This is a genomic window from Sphingobium sp. EP60837, assembly GCF_001658005.1.
GTDB lineage: Bacteria > Pseudomonadota > Alphaproteobacteria > Sphingomonadales > Sphingomonadaceae > Sphingobium > Sphingobium tyrosinilyticum.
This window is the reverse complement of sequence record NZ_CP015986.1, coordinates 1,106,189-1,122,033: the sequence shown is the minus strand read 5'-3', so window position 1 is coordinate 1,122,033 and position 15,845 is coordinate 1,106,189. Positions and strand designations below refer to the sequence as shown.

The window sequence follows — 15,845 nt, the reverse complement described above, 5'->3', positions numbered from 1 at the left end:
GTCTCCGTTCCGCCTGTCCTGGACCATGGCGGGAAAGTCGCGGCCGGTCACGTTAAGCTTTGTTCACGCAAGGGTCATGCGGCCGCGGGCTGCTGCATAGCCACCCGGCCCGACCGCTCCAATTTGCCCCAGCCGACGACCCAGCCGCCGATGGCCGATGCGATGGCGCGGATCACCACCCAATACATGATCTGCCGATAGATGAAGCGCTGCGCCACCAGCAGCAGCGCGGGATAAGGCGGGCTGCGGCCGTCCAGGCGATAGGCCACCCAGCCGCATATTATGTCGATCCCGGTGAAGATCAGCCAGTAAAGCGCCATCGCGGCCACATCGCCATTGGTCTGCGCCCAGCCATGCTGCTGCACACGCAAGATGGTGCTGATAACCGACAGCAACAACGCCAGGTCGATCACCGGCGATATCGCGGCAAAGGCGATCTGGAACAGCCAGGCTTGGGGCAGGCCGACCAGCGCCAGCCCGGTCGGCCGGCGTTCGCGCAGGATGGGGCCATGCTTCCACAGGCATTGCAGCGTCCCGAACGCCCAGCGATAGCGCTGACGCGCCAGCGCTTTGAAGCTTTCCGGCGCTTCGGTCCAGGCGACCGCATCGGGATCGTAGGTGACCCGCCATCCCGCGCGCTGGATCGCGATGGTCAGGTCCTGATCCTCCGCCAGCGTGTCTTCGGGATAGCCGCCCACCGCGTCCAGCGCTCGCCGCCGCCAGGCGCCGACCGCGCCCGGCACCACCGTCATGGCGTCGAAACCCGCCAGGGCGCGCCGCTCCAAATTCTGGGCGGTGATATATTCCAGCGCCTGCCAGCGGGTCACCAGATTGACCCGATTACCCACCCGCGCGTCGCCTGCCACCGCGCCGATCTCCGGGTTTGCGAACCAGCGCGCCAGGCGGCCGATCGTCTCGGGCTCGAACTGCGTGTCGGCATCCAGCGCGATGATGACGTCGCCATCGGCATGCAGCAGCGCGCGATTCAGCGCAGCCGCCTTGCCGCCATTTGCCAGCGTCACCAGTTGCACGCGCGGATCGCTGCCGAACGCGCGGGCGACGACTGCACTTGTCGCGTCGCTCGATCCGTCATCGGCGACGATCACCTGCAATCCGGGATAGGCACTGGACAGCACCCGACGCACCGACGCCTCGATTACCCGCTCCTCATTATAGGCGGGAATGATGACCGACACGCTCGGCTGATGCACCGGCGGCGCGGCCTGGTCCCGGCGGGACTGGAACCAGGCCAAAGAGGCCATCAGCACGGCGCGTCCGATCCCCAGCGAGATGGCGAGGTAGAACAACCAGCCGAGCAGCGCCGATCCTCCGGCCAGCAGAATGAAGATCGCGACATCGATCCGCACCGCGGTCAGATCATTCGCCTTGACCGGCGGCATCGCATCGGCCTGGTTCAGCCCCGCAAGCTGGGACACCAGGGCGAAGCGATAGCCGCGCGCTTGCAGGTTGGCGATGATGCGAGGGAGGGCGGCAACCGTTTGCGACCGTTCCCCGCCGCCGTCATGCAACAGGATGATGTTCGCCGACCTGTCGGGCGTGACGTCTCCCACCTGCCGATCGACTTCCCGCACGATCTTGTCCGCTTGCGGCCGCTGCCAGTCATTGGGATCGACATGCAGGCCCACCACCGTATAGCCTGCCCGCTGCGCCGCCAGGGCGGGCTGCAGCTCATCGGCCGTCGTTGGCTCTGCGTCCCCGAAATAGGGCGCGCGGAACAGCCGCGTACTGCGCCCGGTATAAGCCTGCACCAGCCGCTGCGTGGCGTTTAATTCCAGTTCCGTCTGCCCAGGTGAAGCGGTCGCCAGATTGGGATGGGAATAGGTGTGGTTGCCGATTTCGTCCCCGTCCGCGACGTTGCGGCGGAGCAGCCCCGGATGTTCCAGCGCATTTTCGCCGACAACGAAGAAGGTGGCGGGAACATGCGCCCGCTCAAGGATCGACAGGATTTTCGGCGTCCATTTGGGATCGGGGCCATCATCGAAGGTCAGCGCCACCATATGAGGCTGCGCGCCGGTCCGCTGAACCTGATAGGGGGTCGGCAATTGGCGATAGCGTTCCCGCGCGATCAGATCGTCATTGTCGAACTGCACGTCGCGCGCGCCCTCGCTGGGCGTCGCCGTGATCCGCAATATCTCGCCGGTCCCCTCCACATCGGTGTTCAATAAGCTCGCGACGTGGCGCAGGTCCGGCAGCCCGCCCGACCGGAAGGCGGCCAGGTCGTTCCAGAAACCGGGGTCTTCGCTGCCCAGCCGCCAAAGAGCGATCCCTGCGATGCCCAAGCGCTTGAGCGCTCGCATCTCGTTCCAGCAGGTTGCCGCATCCAGCATCCAGATTTGGTGATGCCTCGTCCCTTCATCATAGGCGAAGCCTGCATTGCCGCTCGCGGCGTCGAAGCGGACTGTCGCGCTGCTGTCATGTGCCGCGAGCCAGGCTTCGTCGAGCGACAGCGCGTCTGTCCCGCCATCATGCCAGTCATAGGCGTAGCTGCCGAGCGCGACGACGATCTTCTCGGGACCAATCGCCCGCAACGCATCCTGCACATGCTGCGCGAACCAAGTCTGTGCGGCGATGGGCCCCGGCGTCCCGCCTTGCCAATGCTGGTCATAGGCCATGAAGATCACCTAATCCGCAACCCGCGCGAATTGGCGGAGGCGCCAGCCCTGTTCTTCCGCCGCGACCGTCACCGCCAGATGCGCGCCCGCCGGCAGGGCCAGTCGCAGTTCCTGCAGGAAGCGCAGATAATCACCGGTCGCGCTTTCGGGCAGTGCTTCGAAATCCATGACCAGCCCCGCCGCATGCCGCTGCGCTACAAAGGCTGCGAGTTGGCCGGCGACATGGTGGCTGGCCGTCCGGCTGGCGAGCAGTCGCGCGACATTCCCGCCTTCCCAGCTTCCACCGCCGATATTTTGCACCATCGGTAAGATCTTGGGCGCATGAGGCTGGCTTGCGATCAGCCGGTCGAAGCGCGGGTCGTCGATGATGTGCAGCGCATGGCCTCGCCCGGCCACGCTCACCAGTGCGGGGGCTACCCAATCCAGCTGTCCTGCATGGCGCCGCAGCGACGCCAGGCTATTCTCATCATCGGGTACGTAGAAGCCGATCGACAGTTTATGCTTCACCTGCCCGCGCCGCCCACCCAGCCAATGGGGCAGCCAGGACCGCAGCGAATGACGCCCGTCAGACAGGCCGACCAGCCGCGCGGCGTGGAGGTGGGGAAAGGGCAGGGGGAGCGCGGTGCCCGCAGGCACCTCAATCAATGTCGTGGCAAAGGCGAGTGCGGTCAGCAGCATCACGACCAAGCCCGCTGCAAGCGATCGCCGCGCCCACAGCCCCCGCCGCCCAGTCGGATCGAAGAAGATAGGTCTCGTCATCTGCTTGCCTTGAAGTCCCGTCGCACGAACATGCTTATGTCGAGAACGGGCCAGGAACCGCCACCGCCTCATCCGCCCTTTGCGACCCGCTCATCCCGTTCGGGCTGAGCCTGTCGAAGCCCGCTCTTGCTATCTGAAGAGAAGAAAAGCCCTTCGACTAGCTCTGGTCGAACGGGCGGGGAGTGATGCTGATCAGGCTACGTTGCTCTAAACCAATGGCCACTAGACCCCCATGTCTTGGCGGAGGATGTGCCGATCATGAAATTTTGGTCATCAGCAAAGCGGCTTGGCTTCAGGCCGTCAAACCGCTCTCCACAGGATTGCCCTGCTCCCGCCAGGCCGCCATTCCTCCGTCAAGCGCGGTCGCGCGCGGAAATCCCAGCTCGCGCAAAGTGGCGGCGGCCAGGGTCGAAATCTTCCCCAGTTCGCAGACGGTCAGTATCTCGACATGCGGATCGGGCAGCACCTCATTCACCCGCAGTTCCAACTGACCGCGCGGCACATGGGTCGCGCCCGGCACATGACTCGCGGCGAACGCCTCTTTCTCTCGAACGTCCAATATCACGAAGTCGTTCGCCCTCTGCACCAGCCGCTGCCGCAACTCGGCCATCGCCATGAATGGCACCTTGGCCGCCGCTTCCTGCAATAGCTGGCGTACCGTCTTGCCTCCGGACATGTTGGTGCGCAGCGCTTCGGTCAGATGGGTGGGGGCGGACAGGTTGAGGCTGTTCATCATTGCGACGAACTCGGCGCGATCGACCTTGGCGAGCCGGGGATTGGTCACCCGCTCCTCAGCTATGGTGGAACTCTCCCGTCCCTTATAGTCATGCGCTGGATAGACCAGCGTATCGCCTGGCAGCGCCAGCAGCTTGCGGAACAGGCTGTCATATAGCTGTTCCGGATCGCCACTGGGCAAATCGCTGCGTCCGGTGCCGCCGATCAGCAGCGTATCCCCGGTAAAGACCCGATCCTCGACATGGATCGCCATCGAATCGCGCGTATGGCCGGGCGTGTGGAGGATATGCATGCGCATGTCGCCCAGGGGGAGCGAATGGCCATCTTCGACATGCAGATCGACATAAGGCGCGGGCGAAAATCGGTGCATGACGATCGGCGCGTTCAGCGCCTCCCGCAAAGCCCGCGCGCCGGAGAAATGATCGGCATGAGTATGGGTGTCGATGATGTAGCGGACGCGCAATCCCTGCTTGTTCACCTCGCCCAGATAACGGTCCACCTGATCCAGCGCCGGATCGATGATGGCCGCGGCGCAGCACTGCTCGTTGGCGATAATGTAGGATTTGCACCCTTCGCCATCCTGGAAGACCGCGAAGAACATGGCGCCTATTCCTGAGGCTGTGGCACGACCCGCAAATAGGGCGTGACGCTGTTCCACCCGTCCGGGAAACGCTCCTTTGCTTCCTCATCCGACACGGACGGTACGATAATTACATCCTCGCCCCATTTCCAATTCACCGGCGTAGCGACCTTGTGCTTGGCGGTGAGCTGGCAGCTGTCGAGCAGGCGCAGCACCTCGTCAAAGTTGCGCCCGCTGCTCATGGGATAGCTCAGCATCGCCTTGATCAGTTTGTCGGGACCGATCAGATAGACCGTTCGCACCGTCTGATTGTCCGCTGCCGTTCGCCCCTCGGACGTATCGCCTGACTCGGCAGGCAGCATCTCGTAGAGCTTGGCTACCTTAAGGTCGCTATCGCCGATGATGGGATAGGTGACATCGCCGCCGGTCGCGGACCTTATGTCGCCCAACCAGCGCTCATGATTGCCGACGGGATCGACCGACAGGCCGATCACCTTGCAATTGCGCTTCTCGAATTCCGGCGTCAGCCGCGCGAGATAGCCCAGTTCGGTCGTGCAGACCGGGGTGAAATCCTTGGGGTGTGAAAAAATGATGCCCCAACTGTCGCCCAGCCATTCATGAAAGCTGATCTGCCCTTGCGTGGTCTGCGCGGTGAAGTCGGGGGCCTTGCTGCCGATCGAGAGTGCCATCATCTCCCTCCTGTGGAGTCGTGGGCCTCCTCAACCTATCATGGAGCAGGGGCAGGGGGTAGCGGCTCTTCCTGGGTAAGGGGCCCTTCAATGCCGTTGCCGGTGCGCATCCGCGTTACGATGTTCCAAGTGGCGATGAACAGGGCTGCGATCACCGGGCCGATGACGATGCCGTTGAACCCGAACATGTCGATCCCGCCCAGCGTGGTGATCAGCACCACATAGTCTGGGATACGGGTGTCGCGTCCAACCAGGATCGGGCGCAACAGATTGTCGATCATGCCGATGATGAACAGGCCGCAGACGATCAGGATAATGCCCTTGACCACCGCTCCCGTCGCCAGCAGATAGAGCGCGACCGGCACCCAGACGAGCCCCGTTCCGACGGCTGGGATCAACGAGAAGCAGCCCATCAGCACGCCCCAGAGCAGCGGCCCCTGCAGCCCCAGCGCCCAGAAGACCACGCCTCCGATCATCCCCTGGACGATGGCGACGACAACGCTGCCCTTGATGGTGGCGCGGGTGACGACGACGAACTGCTCCATCAGCGCGCGCCTGTGCGTGGAGCGCAGCGGCGCCGCCCGGTCCAGCCGCGCCGCCAGCGCAGGCCCGTCCCGCAGCAGGAAGAAAGTGAGGTAGAGCGTCACGCTCAACGCCACGAAGAAGCTGAACGCGCTCTGCCCGATCTGGAACACCTGCGCCGCCACCGACCGGAAACTGTTGGCGATCCCCTGGCTCAGCGCCTCGCGCACCGTCGCGAAATTGGTGATGCCCACCCGCGCCAGCATCGCCGACGCCCAGTCCGGCAACCGCGCCTGGAACTGATAGAATGTATGCGCGATATTGATCTCGCCCGACTGCACCTTGCCGTAGAAGAGCGTAGCTTCCTGCACCAACGCGACGGCCAGGATGATCGCGGGCAAAATAACGACCGCAACGATCAGCAGCAACGTCAGCCCCGCCGCGCTGTTGCGCCGACCCGGCATCTGCCGCAGCAGATTCTGGTTCACCGGCCCAAACAGGATTGCGGCGATCACGCCCCACAGGATCGCCGCGAAAAACGGCTCGATCACCAGCGCGAAACCGACCGACACCAGCAGCACGAAGCCTAGAAAGACTCCATCCTCGATGCGGACATTTTGCGGCTGGTCGCTCATGCTCGCGCTTTGGCATAAGCGCGGCGGCAAATCCATGCCCGCTTATTCGGCCTTCGCATTGAACCGGAAATTGAGCGCTACCTTGGGGTCCAGGCCCGTGCTGCTTTCACCATTGCCGACGCCAAAGGCGGCGCGCGCGATGCTGGCTGAGCCCGATACCTTCCGCTTTGCGCCCGCGCCGGACAGGGTGAAGCGAATGGCCTGCGGCTCGCTCGCCCCCTTCAAGGTCAGCGTTCCCGACGCGCGGTAGCTGTTCGCGCCGGTCTTTTCCGCGCCCTTGACCGTGAAGACCGCCTTGGGATGCGCGGCCACGCCGAAAAACTCGTCCCCTGCAAGCATGCCGTCCTGATAGGCATCCCCCACGCTCGCGCTCGCCAGATCGATCTCGACGCGAAGGTCGGCGGTTTCAGGATGGTCGGGGTCCATCACAATCTTCGCCGTCCATCTGGAGAAGCTGCCCCGGATCGTGTCGCCGCCATTGCCCACCGAAAAGCCGATGGTTCCGCCCGGCTGCACGGTCCAGGCGGGCGGCGGTCCCACCGGCTCGGCTGCACTATTCTCCACTTCGGCCGGAGGCGCTGCATTCACGGCATTGTCGGCCACAGCGGTTGTATCGGTCGGCGACTGTTCCTCGACCGTGAGGATCTTTTCCTGCGCGGCTGCAGCCTTTGGCGCAGGCGCAGGCAGGATGAGACGCCCCAGCAGGAAGCCGGCCGCCATCAGGCCGGGTAGCGCCACCAGCAGCAGCGGCGATCGCGCCGGCATCATTCGCCACAGCAGGCCGTCACGCAGCAATATGTGGTGCCGCAACGCGCCCGCGACATGCAGCGCAAACAAGGCGATGCCGACCCAGGCCAGCAGTGCATGCGCCGCCAGGGCCGGGTCATTCGCTCCGGCTGGCAAAGGAAGATGGGGCAGGGGGATGATCCCGAAGACCAGCGTCGGCACCTTGACCTTGGCCGTCGATACCAGCGCCCACCCGGTCAGCGGCGCGCCCAGCATGAAGAGGTACAGCCCGCCATGCACCCCCTTCGCCAATGCGCCCTGCCAGCCGCCCTCGACGGGCGCCGGACGCGGCCTTGTATAGCGCACGACCACGCGCGCGACCGTCAGCGCCAGAATCGTGATGCCAATCGACTTGTGCAGCTGGAAAAGCGCGAAGCCCCGCGCGCCCAAATCCTCCAGCGCCGACCCGACGGCGATCTGAAAAGCCAGGAGGGCGGCGATCGCCCAGTGGAGGAAGATGGCGATAAGGCTGTAGCGGCGCATAGGTCCTCGACCGAGGGTAAGGCAGATCCGCCAACGCTATGAAACCGCCGGGTCAAAGTCCATGGCTGCAAGCGGAAACACAGCGTTCCTTTTTGCGCTGCAGCTAACATCGCCTGTGTCAAAAAGGTCGCAGTTTGGCCAATTTTCCTGCGGCGATTGCATCGCCGCCCGCACTGGCTAAGAGCCTTTAGGATATAACTGGTTGGAAAGCAGGACATGGCAAAACCCGAATCCTGGCGCTTGAGCCCCGAAGCCTACAGCTTCATCACCAGCATGGACACGCGCTTCCAGGATATCGACACGATGGGCCACATCAACAATGTGGCCATCTCCGGCATCTTCGAAACCGCCCGCATCCGCTTTCATCATCATCTTGGCCGTCATCCCCAGGAACAGGGCGTGCGCTGGCTGGTCGCCGCCGTGTCGCTGAACTTCGTTGAGGAATCGCACTTCCCCTATCCGTTCGAGGTGCATTGCGGCATCGGCCATATCGGTCGCACAAGCTGGACGGTCAGCTCCGCCGCCTTCCAGAAGGGCGTCTGCGTCGCCACCTGCGACACCACAGTCGTCACCCACGGTTCGGAAGGCCGCCGCGTCATCGATGCTAGCCTGCGCGAAGCGATGGAACGCAATTTCCTACGCAAACCGGCGTAAGTCATCTCTAGCGAGCTGGGTGCCAAAAAAAGGGCTTACTGGTTCGCGCTCAAATCTCCGTTCGTTTCGAGCGAAGTCGAGAAACCGTCCCGCTCTTTCCGTTATCGACCCTGCCTGACCGAACGGAGCGTATTCAGCCCTTCGTCTGTGCGAACCCATCCATCCGCCGCGCCCATTGAAAGGTGATCACCGCGCCTTTCACCGGCTGGATCATGATCGCAGCCAACACCACCGCCAGCCCAGGCCATAGCGCCGCCTGCACCCCCAGCGGGATCGCCAGCGCGCTGTTCACCTCGATCATCAGCGGCACCAAAATGTGCCCCAACAGCAGGATGACGATATAGGCGGGAAAATCATCCGCCCGCGACAAGTCCCATGGCTGCCCGCACGCCTCGCACGCCGCACTGGGCTTCAGAAAGCCAGCGAACATCGCCCCTTCGCCGCACGCCGGGCAACGTCCCCGCAGCGCTCGCGTCAATGCGGGGCGAAGCGGCCGTTCGGCGATGTCTGCGGCAGGGTGGTTGCTCATGCGCCCGTCCCTATGGTCAAGCGAGAGGGTGCGCAACCCATGGATCAAGCCATGGATAAAGCGCCCATGACCCTTTCGCCTCTCCAAAAGGCTGTTAAGAGGGCGCGATGCGACTGCCGGGTCCTTCCGAAGCCTTTGTCCTATTCGACGATGCGCGAGAGCGTAATCCCGCCCCGGCGCGCCTCTATCGCGACCCGGTGGACGTTATCGTCGCCCACCGGCTTGAGGATGTGCAGCCCGCGCTCGACCGTCTCGCCGAAGCCGGAGAGAGGGGCCTGCACGCCGCTGGTTATATAAGCTATGAAGCGGGACTGGTGCTGGAGGACCGGCTGCTCCAGCTCGCCGCCGGGCAAAAGGGTCGCCCGCCCGCCATGCCGCTGCTCTGGTTCGGCCTGTTTGAAGGTCATCGCTTGATCGATCCTGATCTGATGCCGGACCTCCTGCCCGATCCCGCCACCGCAGGCATTGAGCCACCCCGGCCGCTCGTGGACGAACAGGCCTATCGGGTCGCCTTCGACAGCGTGCAGGAATATATCCGCGCAGGCGACATTTATCAGGTGAACCTGACCTTCCCCTGCGCCACACGCTTCACTGGCGACGTCATGGCGCTCTATGCCGCAATTCGCCCTCGGCAGCGCGCGGGCTATGGCGGCATCATCCGCACCGGCGCGCAAAATATCCTCTCTTTTTCACCGGAGCTGTTCTTCACCAATGTGCGCGGCCAACTCACCGCCCGGCCAATGAAGGGCACCGCGCGACGCGCCGTCGATCCGGCGCGCGATGCGGCGCTGGCGGAGCAGCTTGAGACTGACGCCAAACAACGCGCCGAAAATCTGATGATCGTCGATCTGCTGCGCAACGACCTTTCCCGCGTCGCGCGCGCAGGCACGGTGACGGTTCCCGACCTCTTCCATGTCGAAACCTATCCTACCGTCCATCAGATGGTTTCGACCATCCGCGCGCGGCTGCTGCCCGGCCTTGGCCCGATCGACATATTGCGCGTCCTCTTTCCTTGCGGCTCGATCACCGGCGCGCCCAAAGTGCGGGCGATGGAGATCATCGACGCGGTCGAAGCTTTTCCGCGCGACGTCTATACCGGCGCGATGGGCTGGATCGATCCCAATGGCGATGCCGCCTTCAATGTTGCCATTCGAACCATTTGGGTTGAAGAAGGCAGCAGTGAGGGGCGCCTCGGATTGGGTTCGGGCATCATCGCGGACTCGGATGCGGCATCCGAATGGGCGGAATGCCTGGCCAAAGGGCGCTTTCTCACCGCCGCAGGAACAGTTGGGCTAAGGGGGCTTGAATAGTTTCGATGTCATTGGCTGACGGACGGTTCGACCTGCTCGAAACCATGGCCTTCGATCCGATCGACGGGATCAGGCTGCTGGAATTGCATCTTGAACGGCTGAAGGCGAGCGCTACTGCGCTGGACTTCATCTTTGACCGCCATGACGTGCGCAATGAACTTCAGGCCGCGACCTTCCGCCTGCGCGAACGCAGCCGCCTGCGCCTGCTCGTGTCCCGCCGTGGCTCGATCGCGATCGAGGTGCGCGAACATCGCACCTGGCCCCAGGCGATCATGCAGGTTTCGATCGTGCCGCGTGAGGTTCCCGGCGACGACCCACGGCTCGTCCATAAGACCACTGACCGCGCGGTTTACCGCGATGCCCTGCGGCGCGGCGGCACCTATGAGGTGCTGATGACCGATCGCAATGGCTTTCTCACCGAAGGCTGCTTCTCTTCGATTTTCGTCGAGCGCGGTGACAAGCTGGTGACGCCGCCCTTGACGCGCGGTATCCTTCCCGGCGTTCTTCGCCGCAGCCTCCTCGACATGGGCGAGGCGGTGGAGGGCGAATTGAAGCCCCATGATCTGGAAAATGGCTTCTTCATCGGCAACGCCGCTCGGGGAATGGTCGCCGCTTCGCTGGTGAAGTGAGCCTGACGCTGCCTAAGCTCCCGTCTCCCAGCTTTCGCTGGAATGGCAGGCAAGGGCCATCCCACGCCAACTGGCGGTTGCCCCCAAACCCATAGCGCACTAAGGAGCCCCCGTCCGCCTGACGCGGACTCTAGGCAATCCTTCAGAAAGAGTGTCACGATGAGCCAGACTTCCGCTGCCCTCGGCCGCATCCAGCCCTCCGCCACCCTGGCGATGAGCGCGCGCGTGAATGCCCTCAAAGCCGATGGCGTCGATGTTATTGGTCTCTCGGCGGGCGAGCCCGACTTCGACACGCCCGATTTCGTCAAGGAAGCGGGCATCGCCGCGATCCGCAAGAACTTGACCCGCTACACCGATGTGGACGGCACCGCCGAGCTCAAGGACGCGGTCGCTTTCAAGTTCAGCCGTGACAACGGCCTTACCTACAAGCGCAGCCAGATCAGCGTGAACTCTGGCGGCAAGCACACCCTGTTCAACGCGCTCGTCGCGACCGTCGATGTGGGCGATGAAGTCATCATTCCCGCGCCTTATTGGGTCAGCTATCCCGATATCGTGAACTTCGCGGGCGGCACGCCCGTCTTCGTAGAAGGTCCCGCGAGCCAGGGTTACAAGATCACCGCCGAGCAGCTTGATGCCGCGATCACGCCGCGTACCAAGTGGCTGATCCTGAACTCGCCCTCCAACCCTTCGGGGGCGGCCTATTCGGCGAGCGAGCTCAAGGATCTGGGCGAAGTGCTGCGCCGCCACCCGCAGGTGCTCATCATGACGGACGACATGTATGAGCATGTCTGGTACGCGCCGACGCCCTTCGCGACCATCGCGCAGGTCTGCCCGGACCTCTACGAGCGCACGCTGACGGTCAACGGCTGCTCTAAGGCTTTCTCCATGACCGGCTGGCGCATCGGCTTTGCCGGTGGCCCTGAATGGATCATCAAGGCGATGGGCAAGCTGCAGTCGCAGTCCACTTCCAACCCTTGCTCGATCAGCCAGGCCGCGGCCGTCGCCGCGCTGACCGGCGATCAGGACTTCCTTGAGGAACGCAACGCGGCCTTCAAGCGCCGCCGCGACATGGTCGTATCGATGCTCAACGACGCGCCGGGCCTCGACTGCCCGACGCCCGAAGGCGCCTTCTACGTCTATCCCGACGCTAGCGGCGTGATGGGCAAGACCACGCCTAAGGGTCAGCTGATCGACAGCGATGAGAAGCTGATCGGCTATTTCCTCGACGAAGCCCGTGTCGCCGCCGTCCACGGCGCGGCCTTTGGCCTCTCGCCTGCCTTCCGCATCAGCTATGCAACATCGGAAGAGGTGCTGGCCAGGGCGTGCAAGCGCATCCAAGAAGCCTGCGCCGCTCTAAAATAAGCTCCCAACCCTCCCCATCGACAGATGGGGGGGCCGCTTTGCTTCGCAAATGGCGGCGGAAGGAAAACTGCGGCAGCAGCCTCTGTTCTTCCCATTACGCCACAATCGGAAACGGTTATTTTCCCGCGCGCCGTCTTGCAGAGAGGGCGTAGCCGATTATATCCCATTTCAATTAACAACCTAATTTCGCCTGTTAACGACTGGCTAAGCTACCCGCTGCTAATCCCGTTGCGGGCCAAGATAAAAAGGAACAGCGCCATGTTGGCATTCCTGAAATCCGACCTGTTCCTGCGCTTCCTGGGCGGTTTCGTCCTGGGAACAGTTGGCGTCTTCGCCCTCCAGCCGAGCGCTCCTCCCGCCCTCACGACGCCCGCCATGGCCGCTTCGGCCAGCGCCGCTCCGCAAGTTGCGGACAATGCGTCGCTCTGACGGTTTCCTTCTTGCATTTCTGGCGGCGCTCGCCGTCGTCTCTCCCCTGCGCGCCGAACGCCCCGTCCTCGCACCCCCGCCTGCTGTCGATGCCGCCCCCACCCGCAAACTGGAGACAGCGGTTTTCGCCGGTGGCTGCTTCTGGGGCGTCGAAGGCGTCTTCTCCCATGTGAAGGGCGTTCGCCTCGTCACCTCTGGCTTTGCCGGGGGGCCGAGCAGCTTCAAGGTCGATTATGAGCGCGTCAGCGGGGGCGACACCGGTTTCGCCGAAGCGGTGCGGGTTACCTATGATCCCAAGCAAGTGAGCTATGGCACCTTGCTGCGCGTCTTCTTCTCAGTGATCGCCGATCCCACGACTCTCAACTATCAGGGTCCCGATCGCGGCACCCAATATCGCAGCGCGCTGTTCCCACTTTCACCCAGTCAGGACAAGGCGGCGCGTGCCTATCTCGGCCAGCTCGGCAAAGCGGGCCTTTGGCGCGATCCCATCGTCACCCGCGTGGAACGCTTCTCCGGCTTCCAGGCGGCCGATGCCTATCACCAGAATTTCCTCACCCGAAACCCGCGCCACCCCTATATTCAACGCTGGGACATGCCTAAGTTGGCGGCGTTCAAGGCGATGTTCCCGAAACTCTACACTGATCGCCCCTCCGCCTAATAAGGGAAACGAATATGAGCGGCACGCGCGGTTTGAAGCTTCTTTCCACCCTCCACGCCGATGGCCGCTTGATCGTCGAATTGGCCGAAGAAGCGTTCCCTGCGCCCAAGGGCAATGAAGTGCTGGTCCGAGTGGAAGCCGCCCCGATCAACCCGTCCGATCTCGGCCTGCTCTTCCCGGCCGCCGATCTCGAAAATGCGGATTATAGCGGAGACCGGGTCATCGCCCCGATGTCCGACGCCGCTCTTCGCGCCATGGCGGGCCGGGTGGGCCAGGCGATGGAGGTCGGCAATGAAGGCGCGGGCACTGTGATCGCCGCCGGTGACGCCCCAGACGCTCAGGCATTGCTTGGCAAGCGCGTGGCGCTCATCGCGGGCGGCATGTTCGCGCAATATCGTCTAGTTCAGGCAGGCGCCTGCATCGCATTGCCGGATGACGTGACGGCGGAGCAGGGCGCGGCAGCTTTCGTCAACCCGCTCACCGCGCTCGGCTTTGTCGAGACCATGCGGCGGGAAGGGCATCGCGCAATAATCCACACCGCCGCCGCCTCCAATCTCGGCCAGATGCTGGTCCGCATTTGTCAGGAGGATGGCGTCCCGCTGGTGAACATCGTCCGCAACGAAGCGCAGGTGGCGATCCTCAGGGATTTGGGCGCAGACATTGTGCTCGACAGCTCGAAGGATGATTTTGCCGCTCAACTCCAGGGCGCCATCGCTGCGACCGGAGCAACCATCGCCTTCGACGCAATCGGCGGTGGCACGCTTGTCAGCCAGATCCTTCACGCGATGGAGTTGGCCGCAGCCAAGGACGCCCCGTACAGCCGCTATGGATCGGATAGTCCCAAGCAAGCCTATATTTACGGCATGCTCGACACCTCCCCGACGATCCTCACGCGCAGCTTCGGCTTCAGCTGGAATGTCGGCGGTTGGCTGCTCTTCCCCTTCCTGCAAAGTGCGGGGGCCGACACCGCGCAGCGCATGCGCCAACGCGTCCTCGACAGCCTCACCACCACTTTCGCCAGTCACTACAAGGCCCGCATCTCGCTACGAGACGCACTCGCGCGAGACGCCGTCCTGACGTACAACGCTCGGCGCACGGGTGAGAAATATCTGATCGTGCCGAACTGATCGCTGTCCTGCTCGATCAATAATCTCGCCCCGCATAGCGATGCGGTGACGTTGCGCCCGATACGTCCCCTATGAATTCGGCCCAAACGTCACTTGGCCGCCAGATGCGCTCAATCTCCGCGCGCGCCTCCGCTTCCTCCCAATGGAGTATGTCTCGCCTATAACGGTAGAGGAAGGCCGAAACTCGCAAATTGGCGATGCAGTGGACATGGATGGTCTTGTCAGCAAGCGCCGCCATCACTTCCCGGAACCGCTCGAAATCACTCTCCGACGGCTGGTCGAATGGGACGGGAATATGGATGTAGATCATGCCCAGCGCGCGGACGCTCGCCGCTTCGTCGGGTAACGCCTTATCATGGCTGTGCAGGCCCAGGTTGACGATATGCGTGACATTTAGACCAGCCAGCGCAGCCAATTGCTCCTCGCTGGGCTGGCCAGAGGTGGTCAGCCGCTCGTCAATCCGACGCCACATGAAGATGCCGCTCGGGTCATATACCCCATTATTCATGGCCATGGCACTGCTCCGCGTTCGAAGAGGGTGCCTAGGCGAACGGCGTATCCGATTCGCTTTCCCCGATGCTACGCCACCTCATCTCGCCAGTCGCGCGAACGCCGCTATAATGTCCCGAAGCCGCAGCTTCGTAAAGCCGCAGCAAAACACATCGGGCGGAGCCTGCATCCAGACCCCGCCCGACAACTTCATTCTAAAGCCGCAAAGCTTATTTCGGCGCCAGCACCATCAGCATCTGGCGGCCTTCCATGCGCGGATAGGCTTCGACCTTGGCGATTTCACCCACATTTTCCGCCACGCGCTGGAGCAACTGCATGCCGAGCTGCTGGTGCGACAGTTCGCGGCCACGGAAGCGCAGGGTGATCTTCACCTTATCGCCGTCGCCGATGAAGTCATGGACCTTCTTCATCTTCGTATCATAGTCATGATCGTCGATGTTGGGACGCATCTTGATCTCTTTGAGTTCCTGCGTCTTCTGGGTCTTGCGGGCGATATTCGCCTTTTTCTGGGCCTCGTACTTGAACTTGCCGATGTCCAGGAACTTGCAAACCGGCGGATCGGCGGTCGGCGACACTTCGACCAGGTCCAGCCCGATCTCATAAGCGCGCTCCATGGCCTCCTGCGTAAACATCACGCCCAGATTTTCGCCTTCGTCGTCGATCACGCGTACCTTGGGCACCGTGATGAACTCATTGTAACGGGGACCGGACTTAGGCGGCGGCGCCATCGGGCGGCGCATCATTGGGGGACGTATAGCGGCTTCTCCTATGGTAATCACAAAAATGGCTCTGGCGGCCCTTTAGCGCAAAGCCGA

14 protein-coding genes and 1 pseudogene are annotated in these 15,845 nt (G+C 63.2%); 7 read left to right on the top strand and 8 right to left on the bottom strand.

The window, feature by feature from the left end:
* Window positions 1–74: 74 nt before the first annotated feature.
* From EP837_RS05465 to EP837_RS05445, 5 genes and pseudogenes are all read right to left on the bottom strand, one after another.
* Window positions 75–3,392: pseudogene (locus EP837_RS05465) on the bottom strand (glycosyltransferase).
* Window positions 3,393–3,684: 292 nt separating this feature from the next.
* Window positions 3,685–4,728: an MBL fold metallo-hydrolase gene (locus tag EP837_RS05460; RefSeq protein WP_066525207.1), complete on the bottom strand. Its 1,044-nt coding sequence runs from the start codon at window positions 4,726–4,728 to the stop codon at window positions 3,685–3,687.
* Window positions 4,729–4,733: 5 nt separating this feature from the next.
* The gene (locus tag EP837_RS05455; RefSeq protein WP_066528778.1) at window positions 4,734–5,396 is read right to left on the bottom strand and encodes a peroxiredoxin; all 663 of its coding nucleotides are present in this window, start codon (window positions 5,394–5,396) and stop codon (window positions 4,734–4,736) included.
* A gap of 38 nt (window positions 5,397–5,434) precedes the next feature.
* Window positions 5,435–6,553: an AI-2E family transporter gene (locus tag EP837_RS05450; RefSeq protein ID WP_066528775.1), complete on the bottom strand. Its 1,119-nt coding sequence runs from the start codon at window positions 6,551–6,553 to the stop codon at window positions 5,435–5,437.
* 42 nt (window positions 6,554–6,595) lie between these two features.
* The gene (locus EP837_RS05445; protein WP_066525205.1) at window positions 6,596–7,822 is read right to left on the bottom strand and encodes a YceI family protein; all 1,227 of its coding nucleotides are present in this window, start codon (window positions 7,820–7,822) and stop codon (window positions 6,596–6,598) included.
* A 216-nt stretch (window positions 7,823–8,038) separates the two neighbouring features.
* Here EP837_RS05445 and EP837_RS05440 point away from each other — a divergent pair, with 216 nt between their 5' ends.
* The gene (locus EP837_RS05440; protein ID WP_066525203.1) at window positions 8,039–8,476 is read left to right on the top strand and encodes an acyl-CoA thioesterase; all 438 of its coding nucleotides are present in this window, start codon (window positions 8,039–8,041) and stop codon (window positions 8,474–8,476) included.
* A 133-nt stretch (window positions 8,477–8,609) separates the two neighbouring features.
* Here the strand turns inward: EP837_RS05440 and EP837_RS05435 are convergent, their stop codons facing one another.
* Window positions 8,610–9,005 carry a DUF983 domain-containing protein gene (locus EP837_RS05435; RefSeq protein WP_066525194.1) on the bottom strand — a complete coding sequence of 132 codons (396 nt, stop codon included), beginning with the start codon at window positions 9,003–9,005 and terminating at the stop codon, window positions 8,610–8,612.
* Between the two features lie 107 nt (window positions 9,006–9,112).
* Here EP837_RS05435 and pabB point away from each other — a divergent pair, with 107 nt between their 5' ends.
* From pabB to EP837_RS05410, 6 genes are all read left to right on the top strand, one after another.
* Window positions 9,113–10,315 carry an aminodeoxychorismate synthase component I gene (gene pabB / locus EP837_RS05430; RefSeq protein WP_066525192.1) on the top strand — a complete coding sequence of 401 codons (1,203 nt, stop codon included), beginning with the start codon at window positions 9,113–9,115 and terminating at the stop codon, window positions 10,313–10,315.
* 5 nt (window positions 10,316–10,320) lie between these two features.
* Window positions 10,321–10,944, top strand: coding sequence for an aminotransferase class IV (locus EP837_RS05425; protein ID WP_066525190.1), 624 nt, complete (start codon window positions 10,321–10,323; stop codon window positions 10,942–10,944).
* 159 nt (window positions 10,945–11,103) lie between these two features.
* The gene (locus tag EP837_RS05420; RefSeq protein WP_066525188.1) at window positions 11,104–12,306 is read left to right on the top strand and encodes a pyridoxal phosphate-dependent aminotransferase; all 1,203 of its coding nucleotides are present in this window, start codon (window positions 11,104–11,106) and stop codon (window positions 12,304–12,306) included.
* Between the two features lie 258 nt (window positions 12,307–12,564).
* On the top strand, window positions 12,565–12,735 hold the full coding sequence (locus tag EP837_RS21235; RefSeq protein ID WP_197486312.1) for a hypothetical protein: 171 nt from the start codon (window positions 12,565–12,567) through the stop codon (window positions 12,733–12,735).
* Window positions 12,722–13,393, top strand: a complete 672-nt coding sequence (gene msrA / locus EP837_RS05415) for a peptide-methionine (S)-S-oxide reductase MsrA (protein WP_066525186.1) — start codon at window positions 12,722–12,724, stop codon at window positions 13,391–13,393. The genes EP837_RS21235 and msrA overlap by 14 nt, the downstream gene beginning before the upstream one ends.
* Before the next feature lie 14 nt (window positions 13,394–13,407).
* Complete coding sequence (locus EP837_RS05410; protein WP_066525182.1) at window positions 13,408–14,520, top strand: zinc-binding dehydrogenase; 1,113 nt, start codon at window positions 13,408–13,410, stop codon at window positions 14,518–14,520.
* Between the two features lie 16 nt (window positions 14,521–14,536).
* Here EP837_RS05410 and EP837_RS05405 read toward each other — a convergent pair whose 3' ends face one another.
* Both EP837_RS05405 and infC read right to left on the bottom strand, forming a co-directional pair.
* Window positions 14,537–15,034, bottom strand: a complete 498-nt coding sequence (locus EP837_RS05405; RefSeq protein WP_225870577.1) for a protein tyrosine phosphatase family protein — start codon at window positions 15,032–15,034, stop codon at window positions 14,537–14,539.
* 205 nt (window positions 15,035–15,239) lie between these two features.
* Window positions 15,240–15,773, bottom strand: a complete 534-nt coding sequence (gene infC / locus EP837_RS05400) for a translation initiation factor IF-3 (RefSeq protein ID WP_037464624.1) — start codon at window positions 15,771–15,773, stop codon at window positions 15,240–15,242.
* Window positions 15,774–15,845 lie beyond the last annotated feature (72 nt).

Coding starts and splice junctions, on each gene's coding strand:
- EP837_RS05460 (WP_066525207.1), bottom strand. CDS start 4,728: ATGTTCTTCGCGGTCTTCCAGGATGGCGAAGGGTGCAAATCCTACATT.
- EP837_RS05455 (WP_066528778.1), bottom strand. CDS start 5,396: ATGGCACTCTCGATCGGCAGCAAGGCCCCCGACTTCACCGCGCAGACC.
- EP837_RS05450 (WP_066528775.1), bottom strand. CDS start 6,553: ATGAGCGACCAGCCGCAAAATGTCCGCATCGAGGATGGAGTCTTTCTA.
- EP837_RS05445 (WP_066525205.1), bottom strand. CDS start 7,822: ATGCGCCGCTACAGCCTTATCGCCATCTTCCTCCACTGGGCGATCGCC.
- EP837_RS05440 (WP_066525203.1), top strand. CDS start 8,039: ATGGCAAAACCCGAATCCTGGCGCTTGAGCCCCGAAGCCTACAGCTTC.
- EP837_RS05435 (WP_066525194.1), bottom strand. CDS start 9,005: ATGAGCAACCACCCTGCCGCAGACATCGCCGAACGGCCGCTTCGCCCC.
- pabB (WP_066525192.1), top strand. CDS start 9,113: ATGCGACTGCCGGGTCCTTCCGAAGCCTTTGTCCTATTCGACGATGCG.
- EP837_RS05425 (WP_066525190.1), top strand. CDS start 10,321: ATGTCATTGGCTGACGGACGGTTCGACCTGCTCGAAACCATGGCCTTC.
- EP837_RS05420 (WP_066525188.1), top strand. CDS start 11,104: ATGAGCCAGACTTCCGCTGCCCTCGGCCGCATCCAGCCCTCCGCCACC.
- EP837_RS21235 (WP_197486312.1), top strand. CDS start 12,565: ATGTTGGCATTCCTGAAATCCGACCTGTTCCTGCGCTTCCTGGGCGGT.
- msrA (WP_066525186.1), top strand. CDS start 12,722: ATGCGTCGCTCTGACGGTTTCCTTCTTGCATTTCTGGCGGCGCTCGCC.
- EP837_RS05410 (WP_066525182.1), top strand. CDS start 13,408: ATGAGCGGCACGCGCGGTTTGAAGCTTCTTTCCACCCTCCACGCCGAT.
- EP837_RS05405 (WP_225870577.1), bottom strand. CDS start 15,034: ATGGCCATGAATAATGGGGTATATGACCCGAGCGGCATCTTCATGTGG.
- infC (WP_037464624.1), bottom strand. CDS start 15,773: ATGATGCGCCGCCCGATGGCGCCGCCGCCTAAGTCCGGTCCCCGTTAC.